The sequence below is a fragment of the Streptomyces sp. NPDC048696 genome, assembly GCF_043198895.1.
In the GTDB taxonomy this organism is placed as follows: domain Bacteria; phylum Actinomycetota; class Actinomycetes; order Streptomycetales; family Streptomycetaceae; genus Streptomyces.
Window position 1 is genome coordinate 243,289 of the sequence record NZ_JBICVJ010000009.1, and the last position, 20,329, is coordinate 263,617.

The following is a 20,329-nucleotide window of genomic DNA, read 5'->3' on the forward strand; positions in this document are numbered from 1 at the left end:
ACAAGAAAGTCGCCCCCGCGACGTCCGGCAGCCCGCGTCAGCAATCCGCGCAGTGCGCGGCGCTCGCGGCCCCCCGCTTCTTCTTGCGCTCCGGCAGCAGCCGCGACCCCGTGAGGATGTCGCCCGAGATGTCGTCCGGGTTGGACAGCACGCACGTCTCAAGCGACAGACACCCGCACCCGATGCAGTCCGTCAGATGGTTCCGCAGCCGGTCCAACTGCCGTATCCGCTCGTCCAGTTCGGACCGCCACGTCTCGGACAGCCGGGCCCAGTCCTCCCGGGTGGGCGTGCGCTCCTCGGGCAGCTCGGCGAGCGCGTCCCGGATCGTGGCGAGCGGTATGCCGACCCGCTGGGCGGCCCGTACGAACGCGACGCGACGCAGCACGTCACGGCTGTAGCGGCGCTGGTTGCCCGAGGTCCGGCGACTGCTGATGAGGCCCTTGGACTCGTAGAAGTGCAGCGCGGACACGGCCGCCCCGCTGCGCGCGGACAGCTGCCCGACCGTGAGTTCATGGACCTTCTCTGGAATCTGCGGCACCCCTCGAACCCTACTGCTCGGGGCCGCTCACCGTTGACAGCGGGCACCGCCCCCAGCATGCTGAGCAAGCGCTTGGAAACCATGAGCCGCAGAGCAGCGGGAGCATGCGAGAGAGGCAGGAACCGGGCATGGCAGAGCCGAGGATCTTCACATCCGCCGAGGAGCTGAGGGCCGGGGTGGGCGAGCCGCTCGGGCACAGCGACTGGCTGGAGATCGAGCAGAAGCGCATCGATCTGTTCGCCGACGCCACCGGGGACCACCAGTGGATCCACGTCGACCCGGAGCGCGCCGCGAGCGGGCCGTTCGGGACGACCATCGCGCACGGCTATCTGACACTGTCCCTGCTGCCGACGTTCGTCCCGCAGATCCTGCGCGTCGAGGGCATGCGGATGGGCATCAACTACGGCACCAACAAGGTCCGCTTCCCGGCGCCCGTGCCGGTCGGCTCACGGCTGCGCGCCACCGCCGTACTGACCGAGGTCGAGGAGGTCGGCGGCGGTGTGCAGGTGACGGCGAAGGTGACGGTCGAGCGCGAGGGCGGCGACAAGCCGGTGTGCGTCGCCGAGTCGGTGTCGCGCTACTTCTTTTGAGCCGCGCCGCTTCGCTTCCCAGTCGCGCTACTTCGCCGGGGTCCGGGCCCCGACCATCCGCAGTACGAGGTCGGCGTAGAGCGCGCCGACCTCGTCCGGCGTGCGGCGCCCCTGGGCGTTGAACCAGCGCGCCACGTCGATGCAGAGCGAGAGCACGGCGAGCGTGGTGCCCGGTACGTCCGGCACGTCGAACTCGCCCGCCGCCACGCCCTCGTTGAGGATGCGCCGCACGGCGGCGTCGCTGCGGCGGCGCAGCTCCACGATCTCGGCGCGGTGCGCCTCGCCGAGCGCGTCGAGTTCGTACTGGACCACGCGCGCGGTCATGTGGTGCCCGGCGTGCCACCGTACGAAGGAGCGCACGGCGTCGGTGAGGCGTTCGGCGGCGGTGCCGTCGGCGCCCGCCGCCGTCTCCAGAATCTCCAGGGCCTTGTCGTGGCCGATCCGGCTGATCCGGTGGAGCAGCTCTTCCTTGGTCTTGTAGTGGATGTAGAGCGCGGCGGGGCTCATCCCGGCGCGGCCCGCGATGTCACGGGTCGTCGTCGCGTGGTAGCCCCGCTCGGCGAAGGCCTCCACGGCGGCGACGAGCAGCCTCCGGGCGGCTTCGGGCGTGACCTCGCCCCACGGCTTCTCATCGCCGTCGACCGTCTGCTCAGCCGTACCCATCGCTTGCCCCTTCCCGTAGGACGAACACCATACCCCGAAGCTGAGCAAGCGCTTAGAGGGCGTGGCCGGGGCTGGTGGGTGGCCGGGCTCGCAGGTGGGCTAGAGCTTCTGGAACGGGTCGTGCTCGGCGAGCAGCTTCTCCAGGCGGGCCTGGTCGACCCGGCTGACGATCTGCCCGGCCTCCTGGCGGTCGCGGACCACCTTGGCGAGGGTGAAGGCGGAGGTGACGAGGTAGAGGACGGCGATGCCGAGGAACGCGCGGACCCAGGCGTCGGCGTGCAGGCGGGTGATGCCGATGGCCGTGGCGCCGAGGGCGACGGCGAAGGACGCGACGGCCTGTCCGTAGTACGCGGCCGTGTTCTGCTGCTTGACCGGTGTCTCACTCATGCCGGACAGCATGCGGCGGACGTGGTGCGGGCCACATCCGCTCGCGTACTCAGTACGTACTCAGGTTCCCGGCAGGTCCTCGGCAGGTCCCCGGCGTACTCAGAAGGCCGAGACGCCCGTCTCCGCGCGGCCGATGATCAGCTTCTGGATCTGGCTGGTGCCCTCGTACAGCGTCATCACGCGCGCGTCGCGCAGCAGTTTGCCGACCGGGTACTCGTCGATGTAGCCGTAACCCCCGTACACCTGAAGGGCGTTGTTCGCCGCGCGCACGGCTGCCTCGGAGGCGAAGAGCTTCGCCTTGGAGGCGGCGGTGGCGAACTCCCGGCCCCGGTCGATCAGATCGGCCACCCGCCAGGTCAGCAGGCGCGCCGCGTCCACGTCCACCGAGATGTCGCTGATCAGCTCCTGCACCAGCTGGTAGTGGGCGATGGAGCGGCCGAACTGCTCGCGCTGCCCGGCGTACCCGACGGCCGCGTCCAGCGCGGCCTGCGCGATGCCGACGCAGCCGGCCGCGACCGACATCCGGCCCTTGGCCAGCGCGGACATCGCGATCGAGAAGCCCTTGCCCTCCGGGCCGAGCATGGCGTCCGCCGGTACGCGCACATCCGCCAGGACCAGTTCGGCGGTCGCCTGCCCGCGCAGTCCGAGCTTGCCGTGAATGGGGCGACGGGTGAGGCCGGGGGTGTCCGTGGGCACCAGGAACGCGGAGACGCCACGGTGGCCCGGGGTGTCGTTGGTGCGGGCGAACAGGAGCACCAGATCCGCCCAGGTGCCGTTGGTGATGAACATCTTGGAGCCGTTGAGCACGTAGTCGCCGCCGTCGCGGACGGCCCGGGTCGCGAGGTTCCCGGCGTCCGAGCCGGTCCCGGGCTCGGTGAGCCCGAAGCATCCCAGCGCCTCGCCGGAGGTGAGCCGGGGCAGCCACGCCCGCTTCTGCTCCTCGCTCCCCCAGTGCGCGAGGGTCTTGGCGACCAGGCCGAGCGAGACCGAGACGATGCCGCGCACCGAGGAGTCGCCGCGCCCCAGCTCCTCGGTGACCAGGCAGTACGCGAGGTGGTCGCCGCCGGAGCCGCCGTACTCCTCGGGGATGGTGAGCCCGAGGAAGCCGAGCGCGCCCAGCTTCTTCACGATCGACCGGTCGACGCTCTCGGCGCGGTCCCACGCGACGGCGTTCGGGGCGACCTCGCGGGCCACGAAGTCCTTCGCGAGCCGCCGCACGGCGGCCTGCTCCTCACTCAGCTCCAGGTTCACGCGGACTCCAGGCTCCGTCGGATCACATGGCGATCGCGGTTTTAATTACCACTGCTAGTTTTATGTGCGCGGGCCTACTATGTGCCGCATGGCCCGACCGCGCAAGCCCCTCCTGAGCACCGACCGCATCGTGACGGCGGCGAGCGCGCTGGTGGACGCCGAAGGGCTCGCGGCCGTCTCGACCCGGCGCCTGGCCGCCGAGCTGGGGGTGAGCGGGCCGTCCCTGTACAACCACTTCCGGACCAAGGACGAGATCCTGGAGGCGGTGGCCGACGCCACCTCCGCCCAGGTCGACCTGTCGATGTTCGAGCCGGCCGACCCCCGCGACTGGCGCACCGCGCTGCACGACTGGGCCGTCGCCTACCGCGCGGTCCTCACCCGCCACCCCAACATCGTCCCGGTCCTGGCCCACGGCCCCGGCCGCCGCCCGGCCGGACTGCGCCTGGCCGACGCCGTCTTCGGCGCGATGGTCGCGGCGGGCTGGCCGCCCGCGCAGGCCACGCACATCGGGGCGCTGATGCGGTACTTCGTCATGGGCTCGGCCCTCGGCTCGTTCGCGGGCGGCTTCGTCGACGACGAGAGCGCGTACGACCCGGCCGACTACCCCCATCTCGGCCAGGCGCACCTGCTCGCCGAACGCCAGGAGAAGATCGACGAGGGCGCCTTCGAGACGGGGCTGCGGGCGCTGCTCGACGGGCTTTCGGCGCAGTACGACGCGCTGCCCGCCGACGCACGCCACGGCGCCGCCCACGGTTCGGTACCGGCCGAACGGTGATCGCGGCATGCTGGAGGCATGACCACCACATCGGGTTCCGGCATATCGCGTGCGAGCGCGTCGGGTTCCGGGCTCGCCGCGTTCGCCTCGCTGCTCGCCGACGAGACCCGGGCCGCCTTCTGCCTGGCGCTGCTCGACGGGCGGGCCTGGACGGCCGGGGAGCTCGCGCGGTCCGCGGGGGTCGCGCCGTCGACGGCCAGTGAGCACCTGGGCAAGCTCGTCGCGGGCGGACTGCTCGCCGAGGAGCGGCAGGGGCGGCACCGGTATCTGCGCCTCGCCGACGCCGAGGTCGCCCACCTCGTGGAGGAGCTGGCGGCGCACACCGCGCCCGCCAGGCCCCGCACCCTGCGGGCCGCGTCCGCGAGCAGCGCGATGGCGCGCGGGCGGACCTGCTACGACCATCTCGCCGGCCGGCTCGGCATCGCGATCACGGACGCGATGACCGCACGGGGGCTGCTCGGCCAGGACGCCGGATTCGCGCTGACCGCCCAGGGGATCGCCTGGTACCGGGAGTCCGGGATCCCGCTCGAACCCCGGGGCAGGCGGCCGCTGGTGCGCTCCTGCCTGGACTGGACCGAGCGCCGCCCCCATCTGGCAGGCCTCGCGGGAGCCGCGCTGTGCTCCCACGCGCTGGACGAGGAGTGGTGCGTACGGATCGGATCCGAGCGGGCGGTACGGGTGACGCCGAAGGGCGTGGAGGCGCTGCGCGAATCGCTGGGAATCGAGAAGGCGAGCCTGCGGTGACGCGGTGACGCGGTGACGCGGTGACGTGTCGGCGAGGGCGGGCAGGCGCGCCGGACGGCGGGACCCGCTCCGGCCCCCGCCCGCCGATATTTCGGTGAACGCCGAACCGTTTCGCGCTTACCTTCAGCTCATGACCAACTCCTCGCACCCCGGCCCCGGTTCGCAGCGGCTCGCCCTCGGCGCCGTCGGGCTCTCCGTCGTCCTGTGGGCCTCGGCGTTCGTGTCGATCCGCAGCGCCGGTGCCGCCTACTCCCCCGGCGCCCTCGCGCTCGGTCGGCTGCTCGCCGGTACGGCGGTGCTCGGCGCGGTCCTCGTCCTCCGCCGCGAAGGGCTGCCGCCGCGAGCGGCCTGGCGGGGCATCGCCCTGTCGGGGCTGCTCTGGTTCGGCCTGTACATGGTCGTCCTCAACTGGGGCGAGCAGGAGGTCGACGCGGGCACGGCCGCCATGGTCGTCAACATCGGGCCGATCCTCATCGCGCTGCTCGGCGCCCGGTTCCTCGGCGAGCGGCTGCCGCCCCGACTGGTGGCGGGCATGGGCGTCTCGTTCACGGGGGCGGTGGCCGTCGGCCTTTCGATGTCCGGCGACGGCGGCGCGTCCGTGCTGGGCGTGGCGCTGTGCCTGCTGGCGGCCGTGACGTACGCGGGCGGCGTGGTGGCGCAGAAGCCCGCGCTGCGCCACGGCAGCGCGCTCCAGGTCACCTTCTTCGGCTGCCTGGTGGGAGCGGTGGCCTGCCTGCCGTTCAGTGGGCAGCTGGTGTCCGACGCGGCGGACGCGCCGCTCAAGGCCACGCTGAACGTGGTGTACCTGGGGGTGTTCCCGACCGCGCTGGCCTTCACGACCTGGGCGTACGCCCTGGCCCGTACGACGGCGGGCCGGATGGGCGCGACCACCTATGTGGTGCCCGCGCTCGTCGTGCTGATGTCCTGGCTGATCCTGGACGAGGTACCCGGCTGGCTCACCCTGGTCGGCGGCGCCCTGTGCCTGGCGGGCGTGGCGGTCTCCCGCTCCCGCCCCCGGCGCCGTACGGAACCGGGGGACGGCAGCGTCGAGCTGACCGCGGAACCCGAGCCCGCCGGTTAGAACACCACCAGCGCCCGGCCCCCCTTGCCCGCCACCATGGTGTCGAACGCCGCCGGGATCCCGTCGAGGCCGATCCGCTCCGAGACCAGCGCGCTCAGATCGAGGCGCCCGGCCCGGATGTGCTCGGCCAGGACCGGGAGGTCGCGGGCGGGGTCGCTGTTGCCGTAGACACAGCCGGAGAGCGTACGGCCCCAGTGGAAGATCTCCAGGGCGTTGAACGAGACCTGCTGGTCCTTGCCGCCGATGCCGACGACCGTGGTGCGGCCGCCGCGCCGGGTCGACTCCCAGGCGGTACGGATGGTGACCGCGCGCCCGACGCACTCGACGGCCACGTCCACCCCGTGGCCGCCGGTCAGCTTGCGGATGTCCTTGGCCGTCGTCTCCGAGGCGATCACGAAATCGGTGGCGCCCGCCCGGCGGGCCAGCTCCTCCTTGGCCGGGGAGACGTCGACCGCCACGATCCGCGCGGCGCCCGCGATCCGGGCCGCCTGGAGGGTGGCCAGACCGACACCGCCGACGCCGAACACCGCGACCGTCTCGCCCTCGCGGACCTTCGCCGAGTGGTGGACGGCCCCGTAACCGGTGAGGACCGCGCAGCCAAGGAGCGCGGCCTCGGCCAGCGGGATGCCCTCGGGCAGCGGCAGCAGACAGTTCTCGGCGACGACCGTCTCCTCGGCGAACGCGGCGACGTTCAGACCGGGGTGCAGCTCGCGCCCGTCGGCGGTGCGCGCGTACACCGAGGTCGCGCCGCTCAGCGCGTTGAGGCAGAGCCAGACCTCGCCGAGCGAGCAGGGGTGGCAACCGCCGCACGAGGGCGCCCAGTTGAGGACGACGCCGTCGCCGGGCGCCACCGAGGTGACGCCCTCGCCGACGGCGACGACCGTGCCCGCCCCCTCGTGGCCGAGGACGGCCGGGACCGGGACCCGCATGGTGCCGTTGGAGAGCGAGAGGTCCGAGTGGCAGACCCCGGCGGCGGCGATACGGACCCGCACCTGACCGGGGCCGGGCTCGGGGAGCTCTATCTCGGTGACCTCCAGCGGGGACCCGATGGCGGGAAGGACTGCGGCGCGGACCACGATGATGCTCCTGGGCTGGGAGTGACGGAACGGGAACGTCAGAACGGGACGGAGTCGGAACTGCGGGAGATCAGAACTGCAGGGACTTGGTCTGGAGGTACTCGGTGAGACCGTGCGGGCCGAGCTCGCGGCCCACGCCCGACTGCTTGTAACCGCCGAACGGGGCAAGGGGGTTGAACCGGCCGCCGTTGATGTCGACCTGCCCGGTCTCCATGCGCCGCGCGAACGCCACCGCCTCGGCGTCGTCCCCGGCCCAGACCGCGCCCGCCAGCCCGTACACCGTGCCGTTGGCGATCCGCAGCGCGTCCTGTTCGTCCGCGTACGCGATGAGCGAGACGACCGGGCCGAAGATCTCCTCCTGGGCGATGGTCATCTCGGGGGTGACGTCCGCGAAGACGGTGGGCGCCACGTAGTAGCCCTGCTCCAGCGGCGCCTCGGGGCCGCCCGCGACGAGGCGGGCACCCTCCGCCACTCCCTTCTCGATGTAACCGCGCACGCGTGCCTGCTGCCTGGCGCTGACCAGCGGGCCCACCCGGTCGCCCGCCGGGTACTTGGCGACGGCGGCCTTCGCGAGCTCGACCGCCTCCTCGTAGCGGTCGGCGTGGACCAGCATCCGGGTCCAGGCGCTGCACGTCTGGCCCGAGTTGCCCATCACATTGGCGATGCCGACGTTGACCGCCTTGGCCAGGTCGGCGCCGGGCAGGATGACGTTGGCGGACTTGCCGCCCAGCTCCAGGGCGACCCGCTTGACGGCCCCGCCCGCCGTGGCGCCGATCTGCCGGCCCACGGCCGTCGAGCCGGTGAAGGAGACCAGGTCGACTCCCTCGTGCGCGGCGAGCGCCTGGCCCGCGACCGGGCCGAGGCCGGTGACCAGGTTGAACACACCGGCGGGCACACCGGCGTCGTGCACCGCCTCGGCGAAGAGCTGCGCGGTCAGCGGGGTGTCCTCGGCGGGCTTGAGGACGACCGTGCAGCCCGCCGCGAGAGCGGGTGCCACCTTGGCAACGATCTGGTGCAGCGGGTAGTTCCAGGGCGTGATCGCGCCGACCACACCGACCGGCTCGTGGAAGACCGTGGAGTTCCCGATCCGCTCCTCGAAGGCGTACGAGGAGGCGAGTTCGGCATACGAACCGGCGACGGCGATCGGCAGACCCACGTGCACCTGCTGCGCGAACTGCTCGGGCGCCCCGAGCTCGGCGGTCACCGTCCGGGCGATCTCGTCCTTGCGGGCGGCCAGCCGGTCGCGCAGCGCCGCGATGTGCGCGGCGCGCTCGGCGGGCGCGGTCGCGGCCCAGCCCGGCAGCGCCGCGCGGGCCGCGCGCACCGCCGCGTCCACGTCCTCGGCGGTGCCGGCCGGGATGTGCGCGATGACCCGCTCGTCGGCCGGGTTCACGACCTCGATCGTGTCGCCACTGGCGGCGGGCCGCCAGCGACCGCCTATGTACATGCCGTCCTGGGCCTCGTACACCCCGTGGGCGTCCATCGCACTCCTCCTGAGCCTCGGCTTCCGGGGACCCAAACTAGCGCCGGTAGTTTTCCGGCACCAGGGGCCCCCGGCGTCAGGAGGAGGTTAGGGCCTGCCCTGTGGATCCTCACCTATGGGCTCGCGGTCACGGACCGGCTCCCGGACCGGTGACGGCGGTGAGGTGGGCGAAGACGACGATGTTGCTCTCGTAGCCCGCCTTGCGGTCGAACTTGCCGCCGCAGGTGATCAGCCGCAGCTCCGGCCGGTTCCGTCGGCCGTACACCTCCTCGTCGGGGAAGTGCGCCTTGTCGTACTTCTTGACCGCGTCCACCGTGTACACCGCGACCTTGCCGTCCGCGCGCCGCGCCTCCACGAGCCGGCCGGGCTTCAACGCGTACAGACCCGCGAAGACGGCGGGCCCGGTCCGGGTGTCGCGGTGGCCGACGGCGACGGCGGTGCCGTTCTCGCCCGGTGTGGGACCGCCGGCGTACCAGCCGACCGGCTTCGGGTCGTCGACCGGCGGCGTGGCGAGATGATGCGAGGGGTCGAGCCCGAGGCCGACGACCGGCGCCTTCAGGCTCAGATACGGGATGGCGAGAGCGACCGCCCTGGACGGCGGCAGCGGCGCGGGCGGCCGCGCGGAGGGCGCCGGTCCGGTGGACCGCCCCCGGCCCCCCTGGGCCGAACGGCCGCCGTGGCCGGGCGGGTTGGCACCGCGCCCGGCCGCCCCCGGCGCCTGCTTGTCCCCGTCGGCCCCCGTGGGGGCCGAGGACGCCACCGCGCCCCCGGTCCCCGTGGCACCCATCGCGACCGGTGCGACCGACCCGTCGTCCTGGGACCACCAGACGCCGCCGACGACCAGGGTCACGGCGAGCGCCGCCGTCCGCGCCAGCCGGTAGCCGCGCGTACGGTGCAAGGGCCTGGGGGAACCGCTACGCGGCGCCATGGGGGCGACGGCGCAGCCGGCGCAGGAAGAACACCCCGGAGGCTCCGACCAGGCCGAGAGCCGCGAGACCACCCACGGGCGGGATGCCGTCGGTGAGGCCGCCGCCGGTCCCGGCGAGGCCGCCGCCGCCCGCGGGCACCCCGCCGTTGGGGCCGCCGACGGCGCCGCCGGAGGAACTGCCGACCGGGGCGCAGTCGACCTTGAAGACCTTGTGCTTGCCCGCGCCCTTGCCGCCGGTGATGTTCCAGGTCAGCTTGTACTGCCCGTCCGGCAGCGTCAGCGGCACGGTGTGGCCGACACCGGTGGCGAGCGTGATGGAGCCCTTGAGCGTGGCGCCGCCCGCCCTGAGCGGCTGGGTCTGGATGGACCAGGTGATGCCCTGCGCGACGTCGAAGTTGAAGGCGTCGAGGTAGAAGCTGCACACCTTGGGTTCGTCGCGCTGGTCGGTGAACGGGGTGCCGACGTTGTGGATCTTCACATCGCCGTTGTCGCCGGGCGCGGCGTGGGCGGCCGGGGCTCCGGCCAGGAAGGCTCCCGCGAGAGCCGCGGCCGCGCCGGCGGTGACGACCGGGCGGCGCAGGGCGGTGGGTGGTGAGTCAGGCATGCGCGTTCCTTTGTGTCAGATTGTCATATAAATCGACCTTTCCTCTGACTCTCTGTCACACCTGTACGGGGAAACGGCGGCGCAGCGCCGAAGGGACGGCCGGATTTCGCCCGTCCGGCGCAACACGTGGCTCAGTTGACCCCGGGTCAACTGAGCCCAGGTCAGCTGAGCCCGGGTCAGCGAAGTGCGATCAGCTCGACCGGGAAGCCGTTGAGCACCGCCGTCCCCGACAGCGGGTCGAGCCGGGAGCCGTCGAGCAGCTGGTTGACGTTGACGCCGGGCCGAACGGCCGCAACCCCGAGGCGGGTGCCGGGACGGTTGTGGCCCCAGCCGTGCGGCAGGCTGACCACACCCGCGCGGACGGCGTCGGTGATCTCCACGGGAGCCGCCACCTCACCCCCGTCGGCCTTGACGCGTACGGGGTCGCCGTCGGCGAGTCCGAGCCGCGCCGCGTCCTCGGGGTGCACATGGAGGGTGCAGCGGTTGGAACCGCCGTTCAGGGACGGGATGTTGTGCAGCCAGCTGTTGTTGGAGCGCAGATGGCGCCGGCCCACCAGGACGAGACCGGCCGGGCGCTCGCCGAGTGCCGCGCGCAGCCGGGGCAGGTCGTCGGCGATCGGGCCCGGCAGCAGCTCGACGCGCCCGCTGCGGGTCCTGACCACCTGCGCCAGGCGCGGCCGCAGCGGCCCCAGGTCGATGCCGTGCGGACTGGCCAGTACGCGCTCCAGGGTGAGCCCGTCCGGGTCGGCGCCGAAGCCGTCCCCGTACGGCCCGAGCCGCAGCATCATGTCCAGCCGCCGCTCGGGACCGCTCTCGCCGGTGAGCCGCGCGGCGAGCTCCTCGGGGTCCTGTCCGTGCACCGCCGAGTGCGGATCGGCGACGGCCTTGCCGAGCGTGCGCTCGACGACCAGCGCGTCGACGGCGTCCGCCGGGGCGCCGTGCATCCCGGTCGCGGCGAGCACCAGCCGGGCGTGGATCTCGCACTCGTCGAGCCTGCCCTCGGCGAGCGGGACGGCGGCCCGGGTGTAGCGGACCTGGTTGCGCACGGCGAAGGTGTTGAAGGCGAAGTCGAAGTGGGCGCTCTGCGAGGGCGGCGGCGGGGGCAGCACCACATCGGCGTGGCGCGAGGTCTCGTTGAGATACGGGTCGACGCTGACCATGAAGTCGAGCCCGGCCAGCGCCCGGTCGAGCCGGTCGCCGTCGGGGGCCGAGAGCACGGGGTTGGCGGCGCTGACGATCAGCGCGCGGATCTGCCCGTCCCCCGGTGTCTCGATCTCCTCGGCCAGGGCGGCGATGGGCAGCTCGGACTTGGCCTCCGCGTGTCCGCCGACCCGGCTGTGCCAGCGGCCGATGGCGAACCCCTTGCCGGGGCCTGCCGGGCGGGGCGACTTGTCGGTGGCGGAGAGCGGGAAGAGCGCGCCGCCGGGCCGGTCGAGGTTGCCGGTGAGGATGTTGAGCACGTCGACGAGCCAGCTGGCGAGGGTGCCGTGCTCCACGGTGCAGCTGCCGATACGGCCGTAGACGGCGGCGGTGGGCGCGGCCGCGAGCTCCCGGGCCAGGACGCGGATCTCGTCCGGGTCGAGCCCACAGGCCGCCCCGGCCGCCTCGGGCGTGAACTCCCGTACCGCGTCCTGGACTTCGGCCAGCCCCTCGACGTGCTCCGCGAGCTCCCCGAGCGAGGTCAGCTTCTCCTCGAAGAGTACGTGCGCGAGCGCGGCGAGCAGCAGCGCGTCCGTGCCCGGGCGCGGGGCCACGTGCCGGTCGGCCAGCTTGGCGGTGCGGGTGCGGCGCGGGTCGACCACGGTGAGGGTGCCGCCGCGCCCGCGCAGCGCCTTGAGCCGGCCCGGGAAGTCGGGCGCCGTGCACAGACTCCCGTTGGACTCCAGCGGGTTGGCGCCGAGCAGCAGCAGATGGTCCGTACGGTCCAGATCCGGCACCGGGATCGCGAACGGGTCGCCGAAGAGCAGCCCGCTGGAGACGTGCTTGGGCATCTGGTCGAGCGTGCTCGCGGTGAACAGGTTCCTGGTCCGCAGCCCGCCGAGCAGTACGGGCGGATACAGGGCCCCGGCCATGGTGTGGACATTGGGGTTGCCGAGCACGACCCCGACCGCGTTCGCCCCGTACTCCTCGATCAGCGGCCGCAGCCGGGCGGCGACCAGGTCGAACGCCTCGTCCCAACTCGCCTGCTCCAGCACGCCGTTACGGCGGACCAGGGGTGCGGTGAGCCGGTCGGGGTCGCCGTCGACCTCGCCGAAGGAGGCGCCCTTGGGGCAGATGAAGCCTTGGCTGAACACATCGTCCCGGTCGCCGCGGGCGCCGGTGACCCGCGTCCCCTCGACGGTCAGGGTCAGCCCGCAGGTGGCTTCGCAGAGCGGGCAGATGCGGAGGGCTGTGCGGGACATTCGTCCTCCCCAGGGCGGCGGTGGCGCACGGGCGGTCCCGAGCATACCGACCGGTAGGCATGGAGGCCAGAGAAGTGCGCGGCCGATGCGGGCGCGGGGCAGGACGGCGCGGGGCCAGGGTGGAGCGGGGCCAGGGGTGGGGTGGGGCCAGGGGTGGGGTGGGGCCAGGAGTGGAGCCAAGGACGGGGCCGGGGACGGGAGGCGTGCCGCTCAGCCCAGCGTCCGCGCCAGATACGCGTGCAGCAGCTCCCGGGTCTCCGCCACGATCCCCGGATCGCCTTCCGGATCCGTACGGAAGGCGAGCCTCAGCAGGGCGTCGGCGGCTTCCACGGCGACCAGGATGGTCCGGCGGAGCTCGGCGTCGGGGGCGCGGCCGAACTGGGCCGGAAGCAGTTCGGCGAGGCGGTCGGCGAGCAGGTGGTTGGCGTCGGAGGCCGGGTCGGCGACCGGCTGCGGCCCGCCGAAGTCGACGAGGTTGAAGCCGGGCACGGTCTTCTTCAGGACCAGGTACTCGTCCAGCACCGCGTCGATCGCGCCGCGCCAGTCCTCGGCCTCGATCGTGCCCAGCCGGGCGCCGACGATCTCGGCGAACCGGTCCAGGTTGCGCGCGGCCAGGGCCTCCGCCATCGCGCGCTTGTTGCTGAAGAACCGGTACACCGACCCGATGGGCACCCCGGCCCGCTGGGCCACGGCCCGGGTGGACAGCTCGTCGTAGCCGGTCTCGTCCAGGAGCTCGGCGCAGGCGTCGAGGATGCGGCTGAGGCGCTGGGCACTGCGCTGCTGCACCGGTGCGCGGCGGAGGTTCGCATGGGGCACGGGGCCCATCATGCCGCGCCCGGCCGATTTTGCCGTTGACGTGGTCGAATCGGAATCCTACGGTGGCCCATAGGATTCCAGGATTCCTTCGGCGGCGGGAGCGGACGATGACGACCAGCAGCGAGCAGGCCAGGAAGACGGCGGAGGCGCTCGCGTACTCCTCCGGGTTCGGCAACGAGCACAGCTCGGAGGCGGTTCCCGGCGCTCTGCCCGACGGCCGGAACTCGCCGCAGCGCGCCCCGCTCGGCCTCTACGCGGAACAGCTGAGCGGTTCGGCCTTCACCGAGCCGAGGGCGCACAACCGCCGCTCCTGGCTCTACCGGATCACACCGTCGGCGGCGCACCCCGCGTTCGTACGGACCGACAACGGCAACCTGCGCAGCGCGCCCTTCACGGAGACGGTCCCCGACCCCAACCGGCTGCGCTGGAACCCGCTGCCGGAGCCGGTGGCCGGGACGGACTGGCTGGCGGGCCTGTGGACGCTCGGCGGCAACGGCGACGCCACCCAGCGCACGGGCATGGCGGTGCACCTCTACCACGCCAACGCGCCCATGGAGCGGGTGTTCAGCGACGCGGACGGCGAGCTCCTGATCGTCCCCGAGCGCGGCGGGCTGCTGCTCCGCACCGAGCTGGGCCTGCTCGCCGCCCGCCCCGGCGAGGTCGCGCTGATCCCGCGCGGCGTGCGCTTCCGTGTCGAGCTCCTGGACGAGACGGCGCGTGGTTACGTCTGCGAGAACTACGGCCAGCCCTTCCAGCTCCCCGACCTCGGCCCGATCGGCGCCAACGGCCTCGCCAACGCGCGCGACTTCCGGGCGCCGGTGGCGGCGTACGAGGAGAGCGAGGGTCCGGTGGAGGTGGTCAACAAGTTCTGCGGCAACCTCTGGTCGGCGACGTACGACCACTCCCCGCTGGACGTCGTCGCGTGGCACGGCAACCACGTCCCGTACGTCTACGACCTGCACCGGTTCAACGTCATCGGCAGCATCTCCTACGATCACCCGGACCCGTCGATCTTCACGGTGCTCACCTCCCCGTCGGACACGCCGGGCCTGGCGGGCGTGGACTTCGTGGTGTTCGCACCGCGCTGGCTGGTGGGCGAGGACACGTTCCGGCCGCCGTACTTCCACCGCAATGTGATGAGCGAGTACATGGGCCTGATCGAGGGCGCGTACGACGCGAAGGCGGAGGGATTCGTGCCGGGCGGCGGCTCGCTCCACAACATGATGTCGGCGCACGGCCCCGACCGTGAGACGTTCGACAAGGCCAGCGCCGCCGAGCTGAAGCCGCAGAAGATCGACGACGGTCTCGCCTTCATGTTCGAGACGCGCTGGCCGGTGACGGCGACGGAGCAGGCGGCGTCGGCGGATCATCTCCAGCGGGGGTATGACGAGGTGTGGCGGGGCATGGAGCGCCACTTCCGCCCCTGAGCACCACGGCCCCGGGCTCTTGGCCCCCGAGCCGCCGCCTGCGCGCACCCGGCCCGGGGCTTCCGCCCCCTGAGCAGCGTCTTCCGCTTCTGCCGTTCGCCTGATAGGGAGCCACTGTGACCTCATCCTTCGCTCCCGACTCGCTGGTCCTGAACCGCAAGCTGCCGCTCTGGTACCAGGTCTCGCAGTCCCTGCGCGCCTCGATACTCGGCCGCACCCCGGACGCCTCGCTGCGGCTGCCCACCGAGGAGCAGCTGGCCGCGCACTACGGGGTGAGCGTGCTGACCATGCGGCAGGCGCTCAAGGAGCTGGAGGAGGAGGGGCTGATCACCCGGCACCGGCGGCGCGGCACGTTCATCGAGCCGGCCGCCCGGCGCGGGGCGCCCGTCCGGCTGCTCGGCTCGATCGACGCGATCGTGGCCCAGCAGTCGGGCGAGCCGACGACGATCCTGGGGCACGGCCCCGGGCCGGTGCCGGGGGAACTCGCGGAGTACTTCCCCGACTGCGCCTCGGTCGTCACCTATCGCCGCCTGCGCCGCGACGGCAAGACCGGGGAGCCCACCAACTGGGCGGAGAACGCGGTCCGTCCGGAACTCGCGGCGTCCATCGAGCTCTGTGACCTCGAACGCTGGCCCATGACCAAGGTGCTGCGGGACGCGGTGGGCGTCCGCATCAGCCGCATCACGGACACCGTGGAAGCCCGCCTGGCGGACCCGACGACGGCGGAACTCCTCCAGGTCCCCCTCCTGTCCCCGATCCTCCACTACACAGGGGTGACGTACGACGCGACGGGCCGGGTGGTCGACGTGGCCCAAATCCGCTACCGGGGCGACCGGTTCTCGTTCTCGGTGACGGTGGAGGCGCGGTGAGGGGGCGCGCGGAACCGCATCGGACTTCCACAGGACCGCCTACCATGGCCCCCCGTGAGTGACGACTTGCATCTGCTCGATGATCTGATGCCCTGGTCCGTGGCGCCGCTGCGGACCGGGCGGGCGTGGGTGGTCGGACCGGACGACCGTGCGCTCAGGGCCCGTTGGGACGCCCTCGTACGAGCCGAGGGCGACGAGCGCGACCGGCTCTTCCACGCCACCCGCACCCGCACACTCCGCACCACCACCCCCGCCCTGCCCGGCGCCCCCGCCAACACCGGCCCCCTGAGCCGCGAGACGGGCCCCTGCCCCACACCCCGCCGCATCACCCACGGCCCCTTCGACCACCAGTGGCTGATACCGGACCATCGCCTCCTCGACGCCGCCCGCCCCGAGCTGTGGCGCGTCGCCGACGAACGCCAGCTGTTCGCGGTCGAGCAGGGACACGTACCCCAACCGGCCGGGGCCGCGCGCACGGCAGGCCAGGCCCTCACCGTCTCGGCCCTGCTCCCCGACGGCCGCTCCCCCGCCGGCCGACCCGGCCGCATCCGCCCCCTCTACCGCCGTCCCGGCGCGGCCGAACCCAACATCGCCCCCGGCCTGCTCACCTTCCTCGGCAAGGCGTACGGCCACGATGTCGGTCCCGAGGACCTGCTCGCCTGGACCGTCGCCACCGCCCGCGCCACACCCGCCGGATGCGCGCTGCCCCTCACCGCCGACCCCCGGCGCTGGGCCGCCGGCGTCGAGTCGGGCCACCGCGCCATCGCCCTGATGCTGCGCGGCACACGCGGCGGCGAGAAACCCCGGCGGACGCAGGCCGTATGTCCGGGCCGCGATCCCGGCCCGCCCGGACGAGCTGCGCTACGACCCCAACGACGAGGCCCTGCATCTCGGCGAGGGCCGCATCTCGCCGGTACCGCCCGGCGCCTGGGAGTACCGGGTGAGCGGCGTACGCGTACTGGAGCTGTGGTTCGAGCGGCGTACGGAGGCGGGCGAGCCGGGCACTCTGGAGGCGATCCGGCCCGCGTCCTGGCCGCAGGAGTGGACCTCCGAGCTCCTGGAGCTGATCACCGCGCTGGCCCTGCTGAGCGAACTCCCCACAGCCGGGGAGGTGTCGGGGGACGGCGACCGATTCACGCCCGCGGACCTGGTCGACGCACGCGTCCTGCCGGTCCCGGCCTCGGCCCGCCGCCCCGCATCCGTACTCGACCACCCCGAGGAAGGCCCCGGCGGTCAGTTCGCGCTGCTCTGAACGTCACCACGGCAGGTGGGTGCGGCTGCGGGCGGGCACACCGAAGCGCTGCTGTGAGCCCTGGGGTGACAGAAGAGCTGACAGCAGCGCTTGCGCCGGGACGGCGTGAACGCCTGCGCGCGTTTCAGGAAGTCACTGGTCGTGAGCTGTCGTGGGATTCAGCCGCGGCTGCCGAAGAGCGAGCGGCGCAGGCGCCGCAGCGGGGCGAAGAGCGAGACGCGGGCGCTCTTGCTCCTCCGGCTGTGCGCAAGATCACGCGAGGTCAGTTCGCGCATCAGCAACGTGGCCTCGGCCGCCTCGCGCTGCGGGACGGCAGGACCGCCCAGCACCGAGAGGTGGCGGTCGAGCCGCGAGCTGGTCGCACTGCTCCCGCAGGTGATGGCAGGGACTCTCGCCCTGCTGCGCATTGTTATCTGTTCCATGTCACTCCCCACCCATACGAGGGCACCCGGCCCCGGGCAGGGTAACCCTATCGCCCTCGCATCACACTCGTGTATCCCGGTTGCGGGATTCACCTCTCCCGGGGAACGTTGACGATTCCCCGATGGCTACTCTCCGAATACGCATGGTTCCAGGGCGAGTTGGACAAGAGGCAGATGAGCGCGCCCGCGCCGCCGCAACTGGCGGCCGGGTCGGGCTCGGTGATCCCGCGTCCGGATCTCACGGGCCGTCACATGCTCACCGTGAGTGATCGCGCGGCGCCGCAGGTCGCCACGAAGGGGGCTGCGGAGGCGGTCACCTGAGCTAATTTGGAATGGATTCGCCGTTGTGGTCTCACCGTCATGGAGGAGGCTCGCCAGTGAGCGAAGTGCCGGGCAGTGAGCAGCGCGTTGTCGCGGGTCGCTACCGACTGCTGTCCCCGCTCGGCCGTGGTGGCATGGGCGAGGTGTGGCGGGCGCGCGACGAGATTCTGGGGCGCGAGGTAGCGGTGAAGGAGGTGCGCGCGCCGGTCGGGCTCGATTCCACGGACGAGCACCGGCTGTACAGCCGTCTGGAGCGCGAGGCCTGGGCGGCGGCCCGCATCTCGCACCGCAACGTGGTGACGGTCTACGACGTGGCGACCGAGGACGGCCGCCCGTGGATCGTGATGGAGCTGGTACGCGGGCTCGCGCTCTCGGACGTACTGGAAGCGGAAGGGCCGATGCCGCCGCAGCGGGCCGGACACATCGGCGCCGAGGTCATCGCCGCCCTGCGCGCCGCGCACGAGGCGGGAGTGCTGCACCGTGACGTGAAGCCCGCCAATGTGCTGCTGGCCAACGACGGCCGGGTGGTGCTCACCGACTTCGGGATCGCGACGGTGGCGGGGACGTCCACGCTCACCATGACCGGCGAGGTCGTCGGCTCGCCCGAATTCCTCGCGCCGGAGCGGGCCTTGGGGCGCACCCCGGGACCCGCGTCGGACCTGTGGTCGCTCGGCGTCCTGTTGTACGCGGCGGTCGAGGGGAATTCGCCGTTCCGGCACGACACCCCGCTCTCCACGCTGCGGGCGGTGGTCGACGAGGAGATGCCGCCGCCGCGCCGCGCGGGCCCGCTGGCCCCGGTGATCGAGGGGCTGCTGCGCAAGGACCCGGCGGATCGGATCTCCGCCGAGCAGGCCGAGCATCAGCTGCGCGTGGTGGGCGCGGGCGGCTCCGTCGGCTCCGCGTACGGGACTCCCCCGATGCCCGTGGGCCCGTACAGCAGCACGACGATCACGGCCGGGGATCCGGGTGCCGCCCGGACGCCGCCCCTGCCGATCCCGGCGCCGTCGGGCCCGTACGGCTCGGACGCCTCGACCACCACCCAGCAGCCGCCGGAGCGTCAACGGCGCCCGGGAGTCGTGCTGTTGGCGGGTGTGGTGGTCCTGCTGCTGGCACTCGGCGGGCTCGCGTGGGCGCTGGCGCGCAGCGACGGGTCGAGCGGTTCGGGCTCGAACACACCCCCCGGCACCGGCCAGGTCACGATCACCGCGAGCCGCAGCGACGGGACCACGGCGAGCCACGGCGGCGCGGGCGCCACCACGGCCACCACCGACACCACCATTCCCGCCAGCCACAGCCCCACCACGTCGGCACCGCCCGCGCAGTCCGTGAAGGTGTCCCTCCGGTCCGTACGCGGGAGTTACGAGGGCAGCTGCCCGCCGCCGGACGGGGCGGCTCCGGCCGTGCTGGCGGTGTTCACCGTGGGGCGTACGCCGGTGGACGTCCAGTACCGCTGGGTGACGGCGACCGGTGAGTCGTCGGACCCGGGCTGGAAGACGCTGAGTTTCGGGTCGGGCGACGCGAGGACCAAGCAGGTGTCGCACATCGAGTCGGGATACCAGGCGGGGAAGACCCTGCACAACGCGGTGCAGCTGGAGGTCCGCTCCCCGGTCACGGCGAGCTCCGACTCCGTTTCGTACACCGTCACGTGTACGGAGAAGACCCCGACGGGCGGGGCCTCCTCCTCGTACACGGCGCCGGCGGGCGGCGGCTCCGCTTCACCCGCCGGCTGAGATGTGCTCGCACTGAGATGTGCTCGCACTGAGATGTGCTCGTACTGAGGTGCGGTGGTACTGAGGTGTGCGGTGGTACTCAGATGCGCCAGTACTCGGATGCGCTCGTGCGGATCAGGCCACGGACGCGAAGGTGGGCAGATAGCCGCCCGACTGCCCGGCGGCGGTCGGGTGGTAGGACTCGCCGATGTTGGTCCAGACCACGCTGTTCAGCCAAGGGCTGCCGGAGCAGATCTCATGGCCGGTGAAGGCCGGGACGACCGAGGCGAAGGTGAAGCCGTGGTCGGCCGCGCGCTTGGCGGTGACCGTGTTGAGCTCGTCCGCCGCACTGTTGATCGCGGCGCGCGAGGTGTCGCTCAGACCGAAGAAGCAGCCGCCGCCGATCTTGTAGAAGTGCGGGTAGCCGATGACGACGACGTGCGCGTTGGGGGCCTTGGCTCTGATCGAGTCGTAGACGGAGTCGAGCTTTCCGGGCAGTACGTTGTCGGCGTAGTCGCGCGCCTGGTTGATGCGGTTGATGCAGGTGGACTGCGAGTTCAGCACGCAGGTGGTCATGACGTCGGAGAACCCGGCGTCATTGCCGCCGATGGTGATCGAGACGAGGTCGGTGGCGTCGCTGAGCGGGCCGAGCTGACTGGCCTTCACGTCGTCGGTCGTGGCGCCCGAACAGGCGGTGAAGGCGAACGAGGCGGGGGCGTGGGACGCCGCCCACAGGGACGGGTATGCCTTGGGCGAGCGCTTGCAGGAACCACTGGAGCTGTCGTACACACCGGTTCCCACTCCCGAGGAGTAGGAGTCGCCGAGCGCCACATAGTCGGTGCCTGTGGCCTGGGTCGCGGCGTTGGCCACGCCTGCCCCGGTAAGGGCGAAAGCGGCGGCCAGGAAGATCGACGACACATAGGCCGTCATACGGGAGAGCTTCATGTGGGGGCCTCCTAGTGCGGGATATCCGCCACAGATGTGGTACCAG

At 72.6% G+C, this 20,329-nt stretch carries 19 protein-coding genes and 1 pseudogene; 8 read left to right on the forward strand and 12 right to left on the reverse strand.

All coding sequences use genetic code 11. The features are described from left to right. Positions 1 to 37 precede the first annotated feature (37 nt). Positions 38 to 538, reverse strand: a complete 501-nt coding sequence (gene soxR, locus ACGFRG_RS21075; protein ID WP_361421275.1) for a redox-sensitive transcriptional activator SoxR — start codon at positions 536 to 538, stop codon at positions 38 to 40. Positions 539 to 666: 128 nt separating this feature from the next. Between soxR and ACGFRG_RS21080 the strand changes: the two genes are divergently transcribed. After that, positions 667 to 1,128, forward strand: coding sequence for a MaoC family dehydratase (locus tag ACGFRG_RS21080; protein ID WP_361421278.1), 462 nt, complete (start codon positions 667 to 669; stop codon positions 1,126 to 1,128). Positions 1,129 to 1,155: 27 nt separating this feature from the next. Here ACGFRG_RS21080 and ACGFRG_RS21085 read toward each other — a convergent pair whose 3' ends face one another. The 3 genes from ACGFRG_RS21085 to ACGFRG_RS21095 all read right to left on the reverse strand — a co-directional run bounded on the left by ACGFRG_RS21085 (position 1,156) and on the right by ACGFRG_RS21095 (position 3,429). Beyond that, positions 1,156 to 1,791 (reverse strand): TetR/AcrR family transcriptional regulator, encoded by a 636-nt coding sequence (locus ACGFRG_RS21085; RefSeq protein ID WP_361421281.1) that lies wholly within the window; start codon positions 1,789 to 1,791, stop codon positions 1,156 to 1,158. Between the two features lie 99 nt (positions 1,792 to 1,890). Next, a complete protein-coding gene (locus ACGFRG_RS21090) occupies positions 1,891 to 2,178 on the reverse strand; it encodes a YiaA/YiaB family inner membrane protein (RefSeq protein WP_361421284.1) in 288 nt (95 codons plus the stop codon). 99 nt (positions 2,179 to 2,277) lie between these two features. Beyond that, positions 2,278 to 3,429, reverse strand: coding sequence for an acyl-CoA dehydrogenase family protein (locus ACGFRG_RS21095; protein WP_393265919.1), 1,152 nt, complete (start codon positions 3,427 to 3,429; stop codon positions 2,278 to 2,280). 88 nt (positions 3,430 to 3,517) lie between these two features. Between ACGFRG_RS21095 and ACGFRG_RS21100 the strand changes: the two genes are divergently transcribed. From ACGFRG_RS21100 to ACGFRG_RS21110, 3 genes are all read left to right on the forward strand, one after another. Beyond that, entirely contained in the window at positions 3,518 to 4,204 is a 687-nt protein-coding gene (locus ACGFRG_RS21100) for a TetR/AcrR family transcriptional regulator (protein WP_393265922.1), read from the forward strand. 18 nt (positions 4,205 to 4,222) lie between these two features. Next, on the forward strand, positions 4,223 to 4,948 hold the full coding sequence (locus tag ACGFRG_RS21105) for a winged helix-turn-helix domain-containing protein (protein ID WP_361421293.1): 726 nt from the start codon (positions 4,223 to 4,225) through the stop codon (positions 4,946 to 4,948). Positions 4,949 to 5,078: 130 nt separating this feature from the next. Further along, entirely contained in the window at positions 5,079 to 6,029 is a 951-nt protein-coding gene (locus tag ACGFRG_RS21110) for a DMT family transporter (protein ID WP_361421296.1), read from the forward strand. On the opposite strand, the gene ACGFRG_RS21115 is transcribed toward ACGFRG_RS21110, so the two are convergent. From ACGFRG_RS21115 to ACGFRG_RS21140, 6 genes are all read right to left on the reverse strand, one after another. Further along, entirely contained in the window at positions 6,026 to 7,108 is a 1,083-nt protein-coding gene (locus ACGFRG_RS21115) for a zinc-binding dehydrogenase (RefSeq protein WP_361421573.1), read from the reverse strand. The two genes, ACGFRG_RS21110 and ACGFRG_RS21115, sit on opposite strands and share 4 nt — an antisense overlap. Positions 7,109 to 7,175: 67 nt before the next feature. After that, entirely contained in the window at positions 7,176 to 8,588 is a 1,413-nt protein-coding gene (locus ACGFRG_RS21120; protein WP_393265926.1) for an aldehyde dehydrogenase family protein, read from the reverse strand. Between the two features lie 127 nt (positions 8,589 to 8,715). Next, positions 8,716 to 9,486, reverse strand: a complete 771-nt coding sequence (locus tag ACGFRG_RS21125; RefSeq protein ID WP_393265929.1) for a class F sortase — start codon at positions 9,484 to 9,486, stop codon at positions 8,716 to 8,718. Between the two features lie 16 nt (positions 9,487 to 9,502). Further along, a complete protein-coding gene (locus ACGFRG_RS21130; RefSeq protein ID WP_393265932.1) occupies positions 9,503 to 10,120 on the reverse strand; it encodes a hypothetical protein in 618 nt (205 codons plus the stop codon). Positions 10,121 to 10,296: 176 nt separating this feature from the next. Then, positions 10,297 to 12,522 carry a molybdopterin oxidoreductase family protein gene (locus ACGFRG_RS21135; protein WP_393265935.1) on the reverse strand — a complete coding sequence of 742 codons (2,226 nt, stop codon included), beginning with the start codon at positions 12,520 to 12,522 and terminating at the stop codon, positions 10,297 to 10,299. 210 nt (positions 12,523 to 12,732) lie between these two features. Continuing rightward, positions 12,733 to 13,347, reverse strand: a complete 615-nt coding sequence (locus tag ACGFRG_RS21140) for a TetR/AcrR family transcriptional regulator (RefSeq protein ID WP_361421576.1) — start codon at positions 13,345 to 13,347, stop codon at positions 12,733 to 12,735. A gap of 98 nt (positions 13,348 to 13,445) precedes the next feature. Here ACGFRG_RS21140 and hmgA point away from each other — a divergent pair, with 98 nt between their 5' ends. From hmgA to ACGFRG_RS21155, 3 genes and pseudogenes are all read left to right on the forward strand, one after another. Continuing rightward, positions 13,446 to 14,765: a homogentisate 1,2-dioxygenase gene (gene hmgA, locus ACGFRG_RS21145; protein ID WP_361421311.1), complete on the forward strand. Its 1,320-nt coding sequence runs from the start codon at positions 13,446 to 13,448 to the stop codon at positions 14,763 to 14,765. Positions 14,766 to 14,881: 116 nt separating this feature from the next. Beyond that, a complete protein-coding gene (locus ACGFRG_RS21150; protein WP_393265939.1) occupies positions 14,882 to 15,634 on the forward strand; it encodes a GntR family transcriptional regulator in 753 nt (250 codons plus the stop codon). A gap of 87 nt (positions 15,635 to 15,721) precedes the next feature. Further along, positions 15,722 to 16,886, forward strand: a pseudogene (locus ACGFRG_RS21155) (type ISP restriction/modification enzyme). Between the two features lie 158 nt (positions 16,887 to 17,044). Here the strand turns inward: ACGFRG_RS21155 and ACGFRG_RS21160 are convergent. Beyond that, on the reverse strand, positions 17,045 to 17,308 hold the full coding sequence (locus ACGFRG_RS21160) for a hypothetical protein (protein WP_361421320.1): 264 nt from the start codon (positions 17,306 to 17,308) through the stop codon (positions 17,045 to 17,047). A 377-nt stretch (positions 17,309 to 17,685) separates the two neighbouring features. Between ACGFRG_RS21160 and ACGFRG_RS21165 the strand changes: the two genes are divergently transcribed. After that, positions 17,686 to 19,359, forward strand: a complete 1,674-nt coding sequence (locus ACGFRG_RS21165) for a protein kinase (RefSeq protein ID WP_393265942.1) — start codon at positions 17,686 to 17,688, stop codon at positions 19,357 to 19,359. 114 nt (positions 19,360 to 19,473) lie between these two features. Here ACGFRG_RS21165 and ACGFRG_RS21170 read toward each other — a convergent pair whose 3' ends face one another. Continuing rightward, positions 19,474 to 20,283 carry an SGNH/GDSL hydrolase family protein gene (locus tag ACGFRG_RS21170; protein WP_361421326.1) on the reverse strand — a complete coding sequence of 270 codons (810 nt, stop codon included), beginning with the start codon at positions 20,281 to 20,283 and terminating at the stop codon, positions 19,474 to 19,476. Positions 20,284 to 20,329 lie beyond the last annotated feature (46 nt).

Coding starts and splice junctions, on each gene's coding strand:
- ACGFRG_RS21130 (WP_393265932.1), bottom strand. CDS start 10,120: ATGCCTGACTCACCACCCACCGCCCTGCGCCGCCCGGTCGTCACCGCC.
- ACGFRG_RS21170 (WP_361421326.1), bottom strand. CDS start 20,283: ATGAAGCTCTCCCGTATGACGGCCTATGTGTCGTCGATCTTCCTGGCC.
- ACGFRG_RS21080 (WP_361421278.1), top strand. CDS start 667: ATGGCAGAGCCGAGGATCTTCACATCCGCCGAGGAGCTGAGGGCCGGG.
- ACGFRG_RS21120 (WP_393265926.1), bottom strand. CDS start 8,588: ATGGACGCCCACGGGGTGTACGAGGCCCAGGACGGCATGTACATAGGC.
- ACGFRG_RS21110 (WP_361421296.1), top strand. CDS start 5,079: ATGACCAACTCCTCGCACCCCGGCCCCGGTTCGCAGCGGCTCGCCCTC.
- ACGFRG_RS21100 (WP_393265922.1), top strand. CDS start 3,518: ATGGCCCGACCGCGCAAGCCCCTCCTGAGCACCGACCGCATCGTGACG.
- ACGFRG_RS21090 (WP_361421284.1), bottom strand. CDS start 2,178: ATGAGTGAGACACCGGTCAAGCAGCAGAACACGGCCGCGTACTACGGA.
- ACGFRG_RS21135 (WP_393265935.1), bottom strand. CDS start 12,522: ATGTCCCGCACAGCCCTCCGCATCTGCCCGCTCTGCGAAGCCACCTGC.
- ACGFRG_RS21085 (WP_361421281.1), bottom strand. CDS start 1,791: ATGGGTACGGCTGAGCAGACGGTCGACGGCGATGAGAAGCCGTGGGGC.
- ACGFRG_RS21140 (WP_361421576.1), bottom strand. CDS start 13,347: ATGGGCCCCGTGCCCCATGCGAACCTCCGCCGCGCACCGGTGCAGCAG.
- ACGFRG_RS21105 (WP_361421293.1), top strand. CDS start 4,223: ATGACCACCACATCGGGTTCCGGCATATCGCGTGCGAGCGCGTCGGGT.
- ACGFRG_RS21160 (WP_361421320.1), bottom strand. CDS start 17,308: ATGGAACAGATAACAATGCGCAGCAGGGCGAGAGTCCCTGCCATCACC.
- hmgA (WP_361421311.1), top strand. CDS start 13,446: ATGACGACCAGCAGCGAGCAGGCCAGGAAGACGGCGGAGGCGCTCGCG.